Source organism: Streptomyces sp. NPDC036764 (genome assembly GCF_055609385.1).
Map to the genome: position 1 here is coordinate 149,595 of NZ_JBVJPT010000006.1, position 14,155 is coordinate 163,749.

At 71.2% G+C, this 14,155-nt stretch carries 10 protein-coding genes and 1 pseudogene; 2 read left to right on the forward strand and 9 right to left on the reverse strand.

What is annotated here, in order from left to right; all coding sequences use genetic code 11:
• Positions 1–78: 78 nt before the first annotated feature.
• Positions 79–1,284, forward strand: a complete 1,206-nt coding sequence (locus ACZ69Q_RS23485; protein ID WP_471045578.1) for a TerD family protein — start codon at positions 79–81, stop codon at positions 1,282–1,284.
• Positions 1,285–1,396: 112 nt separating this feature from the next.
• Here ACZ69Q_RS23485 and ACZ69Q_RS23490 read toward each other — a convergent pair whose 3' ends face one another.
• From ACZ69Q_RS23490 to ACZ69Q_RS23515, 6 genes and pseudogenes are all read right to left on the reverse strand, one after another.
• Positions 1,397–2,434 (reverse strand): LacI family DNA-binding transcriptional regulator, encoded by a 1,038-nt coding sequence (locus ACZ69Q_RS23490; RefSeq protein WP_471045003.1) that lies wholly within the window; start codon positions 2,432–2,434, stop codon positions 1,397–1,399.
• 172 nt (positions 2,435–2,606) lie between these two features.
• Positions 2,607–3,623 (reverse strand): 1-aminocyclopropane-1-carboxylate deaminase, encoded by a 1,017-nt coding sequence (locus ACZ69Q_RS23495; RefSeq protein ID WP_471045005.1) that lies wholly within the window; start codon positions 3,621–3,623, stop codon positions 2,607–2,609.
• A 13-nt stretch (positions 3,624–3,636) separates the two neighbouring features.
• Entirely contained in the window at positions 3,637–4,299 is a 663-nt protein-coding gene (locus tag ACZ69Q_RS23500; protein WP_471045008.1) for a GntR family transcriptional regulator, read from the reverse strand.
• A 111-nt stretch (positions 4,300–4,410) separates the two neighbouring features.
• Positions 4,411–5,994, reverse strand: coding sequence for a TROVE domain-containing protein (locus ACZ69Q_RS23505; RefSeq protein WP_471045011.1), 1,584 nt, complete (start codon positions 5,992–5,994; stop codon positions 4,411–4,413).
• Between the two features lie 368 nt (positions 5,995–6,362).
• Positions 6,363–7,807 (reverse strand): annotated as a pseudogene (locus tag ACZ69Q_RS23510) (alkaline phosphatase PhoX).
• Positions 7,808–7,985: 178 nt separating this feature from the next.
• On the reverse strand, positions 7,986–9,419 hold the full coding sequence (locus ACZ69Q_RS23515) for a hypothetical protein (protein ID WP_471045013.1): 1,434 nt from the start codon (positions 9,417–9,419) through the stop codon (positions 7,986–7,988).
• Positions 9,420–9,735: 316 nt separating this feature from the next.
• Between ACZ69Q_RS23515 and ACZ69Q_RS23520 the strand changes: the two genes are divergently transcribed.
• On the forward strand, positions 9,736–11,562 hold the full coding sequence (locus ACZ69Q_RS23520) for an endonuclease/exonuclease/phosphatase family protein (protein WP_471045015.1): 1,827 nt from the start codon (positions 9,736–9,738) through the stop codon (positions 11,560–11,562).
• Between the two features lie 212 nt (positions 11,563–11,774).
• On the opposite strand, the gene ACZ69Q_RS23525 is transcribed toward ACZ69Q_RS23520, so the two are convergent.
• The 3 genes from ACZ69Q_RS23525 to ACZ69Q_RS23535 form a co-directional block, all read right to left on the reverse strand.
• Entirely contained in the window at positions 11,775–12,518 is a 744-nt protein-coding gene (locus ACZ69Q_RS23525) for an SRPBCC family protein (protein WP_471045017.1), read from the reverse strand.
• 15 nt (positions 12,519–12,533) lie between these two features.
• Positions 12,534–13,163 (reverse strand): ArsR/SmtB family transcription factor, encoded by a 630-nt coding sequence (locus ACZ69Q_RS23530; protein WP_471045020.1) that lies wholly within the window; start codon positions 13,161–13,163, stop codon positions 12,534–12,536.
• 61 nt (positions 13,164–13,224) lie between these two features.
• Positions 13,225–13,926 (reverse strand): antibiotic biosynthesis monooxygenase, encoded by a 702-nt coding sequence (locus ACZ69Q_RS23535; RefSeq protein ID WP_471045022.1) that lies wholly within the window; start codon positions 13,924–13,926, stop codon positions 13,225–13,227.
• Between the last annotated feature and the right edge of the window lie 229 nt (positions 13,927–14,155).

The following is a 14,155-nucleotide window of genomic DNA, read 5'->3' on the forward strand; positions in this document are numbered from 1 at the left end:
GCTGCCGCACCCGTGCCACCCGTTTGCCGGGTAAGGGAACGGTAAAGCGCCCCCGCTCGTTCACGGGTCATGACAGCTATGACCCCCGGCTCGAACATCCCTCTCTCCACCGCGCGCGTGACGGTGGACGTCGCCGCCCCGGTGCGGCTCGACGTATCGGGCCTGCTGCTCACCGCCGACGGCAAAGTGCGCTCCGACGACGACTTCATCTTCTACAACCAGCCCAGCGGCCCGGGCGTGACGTACCGCTCGGGCGGCGGCACCTCCCCCGACGCGATCACGGTCGACACCACGGCCGTGCCGCCCGGCATCGAGAAGATCGTCGTCACCGCCAGCCCGGACGCCGCCGGCCAGACCTTCCAGGGCATCGAGCCGACGGCCACCATCCGCAGCGCCGACGACAACGCCGTCCTGGCCACCTTCACACCCCCGCAGCTCGGCTCCGAGACGGCACTGGTGGTCGTCGAGATCTATCTGCGCAACGGCGCCTGGAAGGCCCGCGCGGTGGGCCAGGGCTATTCCAACGGCCTGGCCGGCATCGCCACCGACTTCGGCGTCTCGGTCGAGGAGCCCGCCCCGGCCGTCCCCGTGGCCCCGCCGCAGCCCACCATGGCACCCCCGGTCGCCCCGCCGGCCCCGCCGGTGTCCGCTCCGGCCGCTCCCCCGGCCCCCGCGGCGCCGCCCGCCCCGCCCGCGCCCGGCGCCGGCAAGATCAACCTCGACAAGGGCCGCGTCAGCCTCCAGAAGAACCAGACCGTCTCCCTGATGAAGGGCGGCCGCCCGCTGCTCTCGCAGGTCCAGATGGGCCTCGGCTGGGAGCCGGCGTACCGCGGCAAGGACATCGACCTCGACGCCTCGGTCATCGCCTACGGCCCGCAGCGCAACCACATCGACAGTTGCTACTTCGGCAAGCTCCAGATCGTGAACGGCGCCATCCGCCACTCCGGCGACAACCTCACCGGCGAGGGCGGCGGGGACGACGAGGTCATCACCGTCGACCTCGGCCGCCTGCCGCAGGACGTCACCGGTCTGGTCTTCACGGTCAACTCCTTCTCCGGCCAGAAGTTCACCGAGGTCGCCAAGGCCTACTGCCGGCTGATCGACGCCCAGTCCGGCGAGGAGCTCGTCCGCTTCGACCTCACCAGCGCCGAACCGCAGACGGGCGTGCTGATGGCGAAGCTCATCCGCCAGTTCTCCGGCGAGTGGGAGATGACGGCGATGGGCGACTTCGTGAAGTCCCGCACGGTCAGGGGCATGGTGAAGCCGGCGGCACAGGCGCTGTAGTCGGCGGTACGACGTCCAGGGCGCCCCCGCTCCGAGGGGCGCCCGGCACGACCGGGGCCGTCATGTCTTCGTGGCGCCCGCCGAGTGCCGTCAGCGGACCGGTCCGGGCGCGTCAGGCGGAAGCCCGCACCACCAGTTCGGGGACCACCGAGGCGTCGGCGCCGTTCATCGGCTCCTCCCCCGCCCGCAACCGCGCCACCTGCTCCACGGCCAGCCGCCCGAGCCGGCGCTTGTCGATGTGCAGCGTGGTGAGACCCGGGTCGACCAGCTCGCCCAGCGACAGCCCGTCGAAGCCCAGCACGGCCAGGTCGTCCGGCACCCGCCGGCCCCGGCGCCGGGCCGCGCGCATCGCGCCGACCGCGATCAGGTCGTTGAAGCCGAACACCGCCGTGATCTCGGGCCGTGCGTCCAGCAGTTGCTCCATGCCCGCCTCGCCGCCCGCCACACTGTGCTCGGGACACATGGCGATCCAGCCGTCGTCCACGGGCAGTCCATGTCGCCGGGCCTCCGCGAGGAAGGCACGCCGCCTGGGGGAGGGCCCGTGCACGCCGTCCAGCATGCCGATACGGCGATGCCCCGCGCCGACCAGATGGGCCATGCCCCGTTCCAGACCGGCCTCGGCGTCGATGCCCACGGCCGCGAAACGGGTCGGCTGCGGGCCGCGTTCCAGCAGCACCAGCGGTACGCCGCCGAGGTGGCGGGCGAGTTCGTCGTCCGGGCTCTTGAAGTAGCCGATGACCGCGTCCGCCTGGTGGGAGAGCACGTCGAGCGCCTCCCGCTCCCGGGCCTCGTCGGTGCGCGAGTCCCACACGACCACCTGCCAGCCGCGCTGCTCGGCGGCCTCCAGCACTCCGGCGGCCACCTCCGGGAAGAAGGGGTTCATCAGGTCCGGGATCACCAGCCCGGCCGTCACGGTCCCCTTGCGCACCAGGCCGCGCGCGAACCGGCTGGGCCGGTAGTCCAGCAGCCGCGCCGCCTCCAGGACGCGCTCCTTGGTCCCCGGGTCGATCTCGCCCTTGTCGTTCACCGCACGGGACACCGTCTGGCGCGACACCCCGGCCAGCTTGGCGACGTCGTGGATCGTGGCCCGTCGACGGGCATCACCGGCCCGGTCGGCACCCGTCTCCCGCTGCTGGTCGTCGGCCAACACGCTGAGCACCTTATCCCTGCCGGGGGGAGCCGACGTGTGCGACTACGAGGGTGTGTGACTTGTGGTTCGTCGGCTGCGGCCCCGTGGGGGGGGCTGGTCGGGCCCACGCGGCGGAGCCGCATATCGATACAGCCCCGCGCCCCTCAAAGAAGGGGCGCTGCCGAGCGGACCGCTAGAAGAGTGCGCTGTACGCGTTCAGTGCCGGCTGGCCGCCCAGGTGGGCGTAGAGCACCGTGGAGTCCCGGTCGATCTCTCCCCGTGCGACCAGGTCGATCATCCCGGCCATCGACTTGCCCTCGTAGACCGGGTCCGTGATCATCCCCTCCGCCCGGGCCGCCAGCCGCATCGCCTCCAGGGTCGTCTCGTCCGGGATGCCGTAGATGCCCGCGTGGTAGCGCTCGTCGAGTTCGACGTCGGCCTCGGTCAACTCGCGCTTGACGCCGATGAGTTGACCCGTGTTGTGGGCGATCCGGGCGATCTGCTCGCGGGTGGTGGCGGGCTTGGCGGAGGCGTCGATGCCGAGCACGCGGCGCGGCCGGCCGCCCGCCTCCTCCAGGGCGGCGAAGCCGGCGACCATGCCGGCCTGGGTGGAGCCGGTCACCGAGCAGACGATCACCGTGTCGAAGAAGACGCCCGACTCCCTTTCCTGCTCGGCGACTTCGTACGCCCACCCGGCGAAGCCGAGGCCGCCGAGGGGGTGGTCGGAGGCGCCGGCCGGGATGGCGTACGGCTTGCCGCCGGACTCCTCGACCTCCCGCAGCGCCTGCTCCCAGCTCTCCTTGAAGCCGATCCCGAACCCGGCGCGCACGAGCCGTACGTCGGCTCCGGCGAGGCGGCTGAGGAGGATGTTGCCGACCTTGTCGTAGACGGAGTCGGGCCAGTCCACCCAACTCTCCTGGATGAGCACGCACTTGAGCCCGGCGCGGGCGGCGACGGCCGCGACCTGGCGGGTGTGGTTGGACTGCACGCCGCCGATCGAGACGAGCGTGTCGCAACCCTGCGCGAGCGCGTCGGCGACCAGGTACTCCAGCTTGCGCGTCTTGTTGCCGCCGTACGCGACACCGGAGTTGCAGTCCTCGCGCTTGGCCCACAGGGCGGCGCCGCCGAGGTGGGCGGTCAGGCGCTCCAGGGGGTGGACCGGCGAGGGGCCGAAGAGCAGCGGGTAACGGTCGTACGAGGAAAGGGACATGGGTCCTCCCGGGTCAGTCGTCGTCGGCCAGGTCCTGGTCCACGAGGTCGGCGAGGCTGCGCCAGATCTCCGCGGTGACACCGACCGCGGTGTCCGTGTCTCCGGACGCGCAGGCCGCGATCAGCCGTTCGTGCAGTCCGGCCGAACGGCAGTTGCCGCCCTCCCCGAAGCGACGTCGCTCCAGGCGGCGGATGAGCGGGGTGTAGCGGGCGACGGTGGCGGCGGCGGCGCGGTTGCCGCTCACCCGCACCAGTACGTCGTGCACCTCGTCGTCGGCTCGCAGCGCGAGGTCCACCTCACCGGCCGCGACAGCGGCGGCGAAGCGCTCGTTGGCGGCCCGCATGACGTCCAGGTCCGCGGCCGTGAGCCGGGGTACGGCGACCCTGGTCACCAGCTCGTGCATGGCGCCGACCACGGCGGCCGCGTCCCGTACGTCGGCGGCGACGACCGGTGTCACCCGGGTGTAGCTCTGCGGCTTGCTCTCCAGCAGCCCCTCGTCCACGAGCCGGGAGAACGCCTCACGCACCGGCGCCCGGGACAGCCCCAACCGCTCGGCGAGATCGGCGTCCCGTACCACCGCGCCGGGTTCGATCTCCCCGGCCACGATGGCGTCCCGGATCGCCGTGTACGCCCGGTCCCTGAGCAGGGTCCGGCCCACGGGTCGTAGCGCCTCCACAAACTGAAATGTTAGATGTCAGTCTGGAGACGGACAAGAGAGTGGCCCGCACTCCCCACGTGGTGCGGGCCACTCTCGCCCGAGGCGCTCTCGCCTCGGGCCGCTCTCAGCTCATGCCACCCAGGGCCAGTCGGCGTCCCGCGCGGCCTCCAGCAGCGGCACCATCCGGAAGGCCGCGTCGGACAGGCCGCCGAAGGTGTGCCGGTTGCCCGTGCCCGACGGGCCGTGGCCCGCCCGGTACCCGGCGAGGTTCCAGGTGTAGACCGGCACGTCGGCCGGGACCTGCTCGGTCGGGTCGCCGTGATGGCTGGGCGCGTACTGCTCGTCGGTGACGATCAGCACCCGGTCGTGCCTGCGGTAGTGCCGGCGCACGGCCTCGGTGGTGTTGGTGCCGCCGAGGTCCCCGAAGCGCTCCAGGATCTTCAGCACCGACTCGCCCTTGCGGAAGGCGATCTCGCCGCTGTCGGAGCCGAACTGCACAAGGTCCGCGTCCGCCGCCCGCAGCGCGAGCGCCGTGCCGAAGATCGCCGCCGCGTCGGCCCGGTTGAGCTCCGAGCGGTCGGACAGCCGCGACCAGAACATCGAGCCCGAGCGGTCGACGAGCACCAGGGTGCGGCCCGGCAGCCTGGGCACGTTGGCCAGCGAGTGGCCGAGCGCCTGCTCCAGCGGGTACGCCCAGCGCAGCGAGGGCGCGTGCTGGTACGCGGCGAGGTACCGGAAGGGGAACTGCCGCGAGCGCGCGACCTGAGCCGGGTCGCTGATCCGCGCCGCGACCTCGGCCGCGACCTCGTCGGACACACCGGCCTCGTCGAAGTTCCGCAGGTTCCGTACGAGCGCCATGGCGCCCATCGACGGAATCACGGCCTCCCAGGCCTCCTTGTCCATCGGCCCCTGGAGCCAGCCCGCCAGCGCCTCCCACGTCATGCCGGCCGCCGCCAGCCGCTCGGCGCCGCCGTCCGACGTGACGACCGTCCGCCGCCGGTCGACGGGCAGCGCCATCAGCTCGCGGTGTGCGGTCAGGACGTCGCTCGACGCGGGCGGCAGCGCGGTGTCCGGGTTGTGCCGCCGGTCGAGGGCGTACCGGAAGAGCTCGCCCTGCCACGGCTTGTCCGGGTCCGGTGCCGCGTGCACCAGGTTGAGGATGTCGCCGAAGCGGTAGCCCTTGGACGCGGTGTCGTACTTCAGCAGCGACTTGCCGCTGTACAGACGCCGTACGGCGTCGGCGATTCCGCGCTTGACGGGCTTGGGGACGTTACGGCCGTACAGCGCCGTCCAGTACGCGAGCAGCTCGCCGGGCTCGTCCGGCCGCTGGAGGACGGAGGCGACGACCTGCCGGTTCGACGGGCCGTCGGTGGCGCCGGCGTCCAGGCGGGCCTTGACGTACTCGGCGGCGCCCACGATGGAGGCCGTACGGAGGTTGCCCTCGCCGCGCAGCCAGCCGAGCAGGCCGGCCGTCCACTGCGGGTCGGTGACGGCGAGCTCGCGCACGAGGCGCGCGTAGCGGTCGTCACGGTCGGCGCCGGTCTCGTAGAAGGTCTGCTGCGAGACGAAGTTGGAGACGGCGAGCAGGAAGAGCTCGGAGCGCGTGTCGCGCTCACGGCCGCGGCCGCCCTCGTAGGTGCGCAGCACTCGCCCCGTCGAGGTGACCCGCGAGGTCCCACGCGCCTTGGCGGCGCGCGTGTTGAATCGCGCCATGATGAATTCCCCCCGAATTCGTTCGTGTTCGTTCGTGTTTCGGAGGAAGACGCAGCAAAAGATGGGTGCCCGAGATCAGGAGTCGGCGACGGACTTTAGCCTGGTGCTCTACCGAATTGAGCTACACCGACCCGAAGTCGATGACGGGATTCGAACCCGCAACCGCCAGATCCAATGAAGTAACCGTTGCCTGCGCACCGGGCACCCACCATGAGCTGCGCCTCCCGAGATCAAGTCGGCGGCGGCGTGGGATTCTCTGGGAAAGAAGTAGCCGCTGCCATCGCACCGGGAGGTGCGTGACGTTGTGATCTCACTGTAGGAGGCGCAGCTCCGGCCAAGCGAACGAATTAACGGCCGGTGTCGGCGTATTACCGCCGCTGCCGCTTCCAGGGCCCTGTGATGGCGAGCATGATGCCGGGCGTCTGGATGTTGGCGTAGAGGGTGCGGCCGTCGCAGGAGAAGGTGACGCCGGTGAACTCGCTGTATTCCGGCTTCTCGGCGGTGCCGATGTTCAGTTCGTTGCGGGCGATCGGGTAGGTACGGCCGCTGTCGGTGGCGCCGAACAAGTGCTGGATGCCCTCGCCGTCCTCGGCGATGACGAGGCCGCCGTAGGGGGAGACGGTGATGTTGTCGGGGCCGTCGAAGGCGCCGTCCTTGGACGGGTCGGGGTTGACGCCGATCAGGACCTTCAGGGTCAGGGTGCGGCGCTTGGGGTCGTAGAACCAGACCGAGCCGTCGTGCGGCTGGCCGGGGCTCTCGGCGCGGGCGTAGGAGGAGACGATGTACACGCCGCCGTCACCCCACCACATGCCTTCGAGCTTGCGGGCGCGGGTGACCTGGCCGGCGGTGAACTGCTTGCGCACGGACGTCGTGCGCCCGTCGCGGTCGGGTACGTCGACCCAGTCGACGCCGAACACCGTGCCGATCTTCGTGGCGCGGGAGAGGTCGTCGACGAACTTGCCGCCGGAGTCGAAGCACTTGAACGCCTGGAGCCGGCCCGCGTCGTCGGCGAGGTGCGCAGTTTGCCGCGGCCGTGGTGGAAGTGCTCGGGCGGGGTCCAGCGGAAGAGCAGGCCGTTGGGGTTGGAGGCGTCCTCGGTGAGGTAGGCGTGGCCGCGCTTGGGGTCGATGACGACGGCCTCGTGGGCGTAGCGGCCGAGCGCCTTGATGGGCTTGGGGTTCTTGTTGGCCCGGTGGTCGGCGGGGTCGACCTCGAAGACGTAGCCGTGGTCCTTGGTCATGCCGTTGGAGCCGGCCTTGTCCTCGGTCTCCTCGCAGGTGAGCCAGGTGTCCCAAGGCGTGCTGCCGCCCGCGCAGTTCGTGGCGGTGCCCGCGATGCCGACCCATTCGGCGACGCGGCCGTCGGGGCGCACCTCGACGACGGTGCAGCCGCCGGAGGCGGCCGGGTCGTAGACGAGGCCCTCAGTCAGCGGCACCGGGTACGGCCACTGGGCTCGGGGGCCGCCGAGCTCGTGGTTGTTGACCAGGAGGGTGGTGCCGCGCGGGCCGTCGAAGGCGGCCGTGCCGTCGTGGTTGGAGGGGGTGAACTCCCCCGACTCCAGCTTGGTCCTGCCGCTGTAGGTGATGACGCGGTACTTGAATCCGGCGGGCAGCGCGAGGAGGCCATCGGGGTCCGGGACGAGCGGTCCGTAGCCGACGCCGCCACCGTGGGCGTCCGCGGACTCCTCGCTCGCGATCTCGGACTCGGTGGAGGCGAGCGCGTTCGGCGCGGTGGCGAGGACGCCGGCGCTGCCTGCCAGCGCGACACCGGTGACCGCGGATGATCTGGCGAAGTCCCTGCGGGTGAGCGACATGGTGTCTCCTGTGACAGAGGGTTGCCGTGGAGGGTGGCGGACTACGCGACGGCGCCACAATTCCGCCCACGCCTTAACACCGGTTGAACAACGCCCTAAGGGGCGCGGGCGTCTGTCGATATGCGGCTCCGCCGCGTGGGCGCGACCGGCCACACTCAACCCGCACCCCGAACAGACATCAACCCCCCTGCTGCGACCGCGCCTTGAACGCGGCCTTCCGCGCCTCCTTGGCGACCTTCTTGTCCGGATGCAGCCGCCCCATCGCCTCCAGCACATCCGCCGCGGCCGGATGATCCACCCGCCAGGCGGCCGCGAAGAACCCGCTGTGCTGCGCGGCGAGCCCCTCCACCAGCGCCCTCAGCTCCTCGGAGTTCCCCTCGGCGGCCAGTTGCGCGGCGACGGTGTCGACGGTCAGCCAGAAGACCAGCTCCTGGGACGGCGCGGGCACGTCGGAGAACCCGGCCTCGGTCAGCCACACCCGGGCCAGCCCGCCCAGCTCCGGATCGTCGAGGACCTCCCGCAACGCGGGCTCGGCCTCCGGGCCCACCAGGGACAGCGCCTGCTGGCAGCGCAGCCGCCGCAACGGCGCCCCGGCGTCCGCACCCCGTGCCGCCGCCAGCAACTCCCGTGCCGCGGCGAGGGACTCGCGGCGGGCCAGCCACTGCTCGGTCTCGGTCCGCGCGGCGGTCTGCGGGAACATGGCCGTCCCGTCGAGCAGCGCGTCGGCGCCCTTGTCCGCGAGATCCCCGACCGCCGGCGCGTCGAACCCGGCCTCCAGCAGCCGCGCCCGCATGCCGTACAGCCCGAGCGGGGTCAGCCGCACCATGCCGTAGCGCGACACGTCGGTGTCGTCGATGCCGCCCGGCAGTTCCTCGGCGGCCTCGGCGTCGGCCATCAGCGCCTCGTCCACCGGCTGATACGCCACCAGACCGACCGGGTCCAGCAGCCGGAACTGGTCGTCCAGGCGCATCATCGCGTCGGAGACCTGCTCCAGTACGTCGTTGGTGGGCTCGCCCATGTCGCTGGGCACGATCATCGACGCGGCGAGGGCGGGCAGCGGCACGGGCCCCTCGCCCGGTCCGTCCTCACTGACCGTCAGCAGGTACAGGTTGCCGAGCACCCCGTCGAGGAACTCCGCCTCGGCCTCCGGGTCCCACCCCAGTCGGGAGAGGTCGACCTCGCCGCCCTCGTCCATGGCGTCGACCAGGTCGTCGAGGTCGGGCACGCTCGCGTCCGCGAGCACCGACTCCAGCGCGCCGAGCCACACGGCGAGCACGTCCTGCGGCGCACCGCCGGTCAGCAGCGCCAGATCCGCGCCGGCCGCGACGGTGCCCTCCTCCTCGTCGACGATCTCGACCAGTCCGGTGTCGACGGCGATCCGCCAGGCCTCGCCGGCGTACGCGGCGGCGTCGTCCCCGCTCAGTCCGAGCTCCCCGGCGGCGGCCGGCAACTGCTCGTCGACGAGCTCGCCTCCGGCGTCCACCCGGGTGTCGGGCCCCGCCCAGCGGGCCAGCCGCGCGGCACGCGAGAGCAACGGCGTGGACAGGGCGTCCCGCGCCAGCTCCGTTTCGGGGTGCAGCCGTACCGGCGGCAAGGGGGCGCTGTCTGACATCGGATGGTTCTCCTAGGCGCTTTCACGGCCGTACGCGGCACGGCTCGGCCGCTGCACATCGCGGCTCAGTCGCTCAGCCTAGACGGATTTCCACCCATGCCGCCCGGTTCATATCCCTGTCGGCCGGTGTACATGGCCGAAACCTTGACAAGTGGCGTGACCAGGCAGGAGATTACGCGCGTAGAAATCTGGCGGACATCTGTTCACTGTATTTTCTACGCGCGTTGCCGCCCCACCGGCCGCGACCGACCGGTCCCATGCTCCACCCGTATTCCACCTCGTCCCGGCACCCACGCATGTCCCCGGAGGGATCCCGTTGCCGAGCAAGAAGTCCGCGCGTCTCGCCGCGCTCACCGTCGCCGCCGTCTGTTCCGCGGCGTCCACCGTCATCCTCACGGCGCCCGCGCACGCCGACTCCGTGCGCATCCATGACGTCCAGGGCAGTACCCGAATATCCCCGTACGCCGGCAAGCAGGTCACGGACGTGGCCGGAATCGTCACCGGCGTACGCACCTACGGGTCGTCCAGAGGCTTCTGGATCCAGGACCCGACCCCGGACGACAACCCGGCCACCAGCGAGGGCGTCTTCGTCTTCACCAGCTCCAACCCGAAGGTCGCCGTGGGCGACTCGGTCCTGGTCTCGGGCATCGTCTCCGAGTACGTCCCGGGCGGCGCCACCTCCGGCAACCAGTCGCTGACCGAGATCACCAAGCCGGTGATCACCGTCGTCTCCAGCGGCAACGCCGTCCCGGCCGCCAAGGTGATCGACGCGAAGTCGGTGCCGGCCGCCTACAGCCCCGAGGGCGACACCGCCGCGGGCGGCTCCGTCAACGGCCTGGCCCTGGAGCCCCAGAAGTACGCCCTGGACTACTACGAGTCCCTGGAGGGCGAGAACGTCCAGGTCGCCGACACCCGCGTGGTCGGCGCCACCGACCCGTACACCGAGCTGTGGGTCACGGTGAAGCCGTGGGAGCACCGCAACCACCGCGGCGGCACTGTCTACGGCTCGTACGACTCCCAGAACACCGGCCGGCTCCAGATCCAGTCCCTGGGCAAGCCCGCCGACTTCCCCACCGCGAACGTCGGTGACGTCCTGGAAGGCGCCACGGCGGGCCCGCTGGACTTCAACCAGTTCGGCGGCTACACCCTGGTCGCCAACCAGCTCGGCACGCTGAAGAGCGCCGGTCTGAAGAGGGAGTCCACGCAGAAGCAGTCGCGCGGCGAGCTGGCGGTCGCCACGTACAACGTGGAGAACCTGGACCCGTCCGACGCCACGTTCACCGAGCACGCGTCCGCGATCGTGAACAACCTCCAGTCGCCCGACATCGTGTCCCTGGAGGAGATCCAGGACAACAACGGCGCGACGAACGACGGCACGGTCGCCGCCGACCAGACGATGACCAAGCTGATCGACGCGATCGTCGCCGCGGGCGGCCCGAAGTACGACTGGCGCTCGATCGACCCGGTGAACAACGCCGACGGCGGCGAGCCGGGCGGCAACATCCGCCAGGTGTTCCTGTTCAACCCGGAGCGGGTGTCCTTCACCGACCGTGCGGGCGGCGACGCCACCACCGCCGTCGGTGTGACGAAGGTGCGCGGCAAGGCCGCCCTGACGGTCTCCCCCGGCCGGATCGACCCGGCGAACGCGGCCTTCGGCAACAGCCGCAAGCCGCTGGTCGGCGAGTTCGTCTTCCGCGGCAAGACCGTCTTCGTGATCGCCAACCACCTCAACTCCAAGGGTGGCGACCAGGGTCTGACGGCGCAGTACCAGCCGCCGGCCCGCAGCTCCGAGGTCCAGCGCCACGCGCAGGCCACGGCGATCCACACCTTCGTCAAGGACGTCCTCGACACGCAGAAGAACGCGGATGTCATCGCCCTCGGCGACATCAACGACTTCGAGTTCTCCGACACCGTGAAGATCCTCGAGGGCGACGGCGAGCTGTGGTCGGCGATCAAGTCGCTGCCGAAGAGCGAGCGTTACTCCTACGTCTACCAGGGCAACGCCCAGACGCTGGACCAGATCCTGGTCAGCCCGTCGATCCGGCGCGGCTGCGACTTCGAGTACGACAGCGTGCACGTCAACTCGGAGTTCAACGACCAGATCAGCGACCACGACCCGCAGGTGCTGCGGTTCCGCCCGTAACCTCCGGTGCGCTCAGGGCTGGCTGAATGCCGAGGTCCGGGAGTCGCGGCCGGGTGGCGCTCGGGAGGTTCGTCTCGGGTCCGGTGGCGGCCCAAGCGCCTCCTGTGGCGAGTGAGACGTCCGCCTGACATGGATCTCCCCAGATCCTCCCCAGAGAGCTCCTCAAGAGCCACCACCGTGCCGTAGTTGCAGGTCAGGCGGATACCAACGCCTCAGGGCTGGCTGAACACTCCGTTCAGCCAGCCCTTCCACATGTCCTCGTCCGCCTTGGCGTCGGCGTCCGGCGCGAAGTCGTGCACCGACATGCCGACCATGTAGCCCCAGTGGTTGCGGCCGAAGAAGCGGATGAGCGCGTCATCCGTGCGCAGCCCGAGGAAGTACGGGTTGCGGAAGTCGACGACGGCGTCCAGGGTCTGCCCCTCGGGTCCGCGCACCTGCACACGCGCACCCTCTGCCGTGTCGTCGGCGAGGCCGAGCGCGCGGCCCACGGTGACGAACGCGTCGGACGCCTTGGACGCCTCGGGTCCGTCGAAGGTCGCGAAGGCGGTGACCGGGCGGCCCCGGAATCCGGTGAGGTACTGGCGCAGGGTGTGCAGATAGAACTCGGTGTGCCGCTTGGCGCCGTCGTACTGGTTGTCCCAGTCGTCGACGAAGATGCCGCTGTGCACGTAGCGCACCCAGGCGCGACGGCCCTCGTCACGCGGCTCGATGGTGTAGTCGAGCTGGTTGAGGGTCTGCTCGGAGATGCCCTCGACGTCCTCGACGCGGTTGGTGTAGCGGTGCGGCGGGTCCCAGGCGGTCACGGTGGAGCCGAAGGGGCCCTTGCCGCCCTCTCGGGGCTCGGGTGCCTCCATCGGCCACAGCCAGCCGCCGGTACCTGCGGTCACGGCCTCCCACACCTCCTGCGGTGTGGCGTCGACCTCGAACTCGTCGGCGATCTCGAATTCCTTGGACATGGTGGGCTCCTGGTACTACGGGTTCAGTTCCGGGGTTTCCGTCGCCTCGGGGGTGGCCGACGGGGGTTTGACCGTGGGGTGGACGGCGACGACGATCCGGTGATCGCGGCCGCCCTCGGCGCCGGGCGCGTCGTACTTGCGGATCAGAGCGCTCACTCCGGCCGTCAACTCCTCGATGAACGCAGCCCGTTCGGCGGCCGAGGCGAAGCGGACCTCGCCGTCCAGCGCGTAGGTCGCCAGCCGCTTGCGGGCCTTGGCCGCGCCGGTGATCAGCGAACCGACGTCCCGCACGAGGCGGGCGCCGAGCGCGAGCAGCCAGCGGGCGGAGAGCTGGTCGCGGAAGCGGTCCGGGTCCGGCTGCACCGCGGCGAGCGCGAGCGGTGAGATCACGTACGACGCGGCGGTCGCCCGCATCAGCCGCTCGGTGACGTTGCCCTTGCGGCGCTCGCCGGCCAGCTCGACCAGGCCGTGCCGCTCCAGGGCCTTGAGGTGGTAGTTCACCTTCTGCCTGGGCAGCCCGACCTTGGCGGCCAGCATGGCGGCCGACGCGGGGCCGGCCGCCAGCTCGGCGAGCAGCCGGGCCCTTATGGGGTCCAGGGAGACGGCTGCGGCCTCGGGGTCCTCGATCACGGTGACGTCCAGCATGGGTCCACCGTCTCACCGAAAACTTTTTTTGTCCAGGAGGCTGAAGTTTTCGGTGGCGGGGTCAGCCGGGAATCAGGCCGAGCGCGTACTCGTACCGGCTCACGGTGCTGCTCTTCAGCCCGGGCCAGTTCTGCACCCGCTCCCACCGCTCCGTCGCCGAGCCGATCCCGTCGCCCGGGGCGGCGAGGGCGTCGATGTGGGCCTGGGCGCTCTCCCACTCGGCGTAGTTGAGGACCCCGGTGCCGTCGGTGCCGAGGTGGAAGTGGGCGGAGATGCCGCCGGGGTGGGGAGCGGGCTCGGTCTCCAGCGCCTCGATGACGGCGTCCACCCAGGCGCGCCGGCTGTCGGAGGCGGATTCCTCGAACTCGATGTCGACGATCACGATGCAGCCGGGGACACGGGTGTCGTCCGGCCGGCGGACGCTGCGGTAATGGCGGTACCGGTCGAGTCCGAGCCGCTCGATGCCCGGCACGGCGGTGTCGATCTCGTCGACGCGCTCCTGCCGGTGCGTCTTCACGAAGGCCTCGTAGGCCTGCTCGCTGCGCCACTGCGAGTGGTGCAGGAGGGTGGAGCCGTCCTGGCCGGTGTAGACGTAGTAGCCGAGCAGCCCGTCGGCGGGCCAGGGGCGACGCTCCCACGTGGCGCCGATCGCCTCGACGGTCTGCCGCTGCCGGAGCGGGGTGCCCACGCTCCAGGTGCTGAACAAGGGGGCACCGGCCTCGGGGCGGGTGAGGTCGGGGTGGGCGTCGGTACGACGGGTCATGGCGGCCTCCAGGGCTCGGCGGTCGGTGTGTGCACCGATCACCCTTCGTCCTCAAGCGGACTTGAGGTCAAGTGGGCCCTGAAGGGGACGGGTTGTCGTCCCCGGACGATGCCCCGGGGTCGACGGGTCCGGCACACGGCGGTGGGGGGGGGGGGGGGGGGGGGGGGGGGGGGGGGGGGGGGGGGGGGGGAGGGGGGAGGGGCAGGGGGGGGTGGGGAGCGAAAGAACG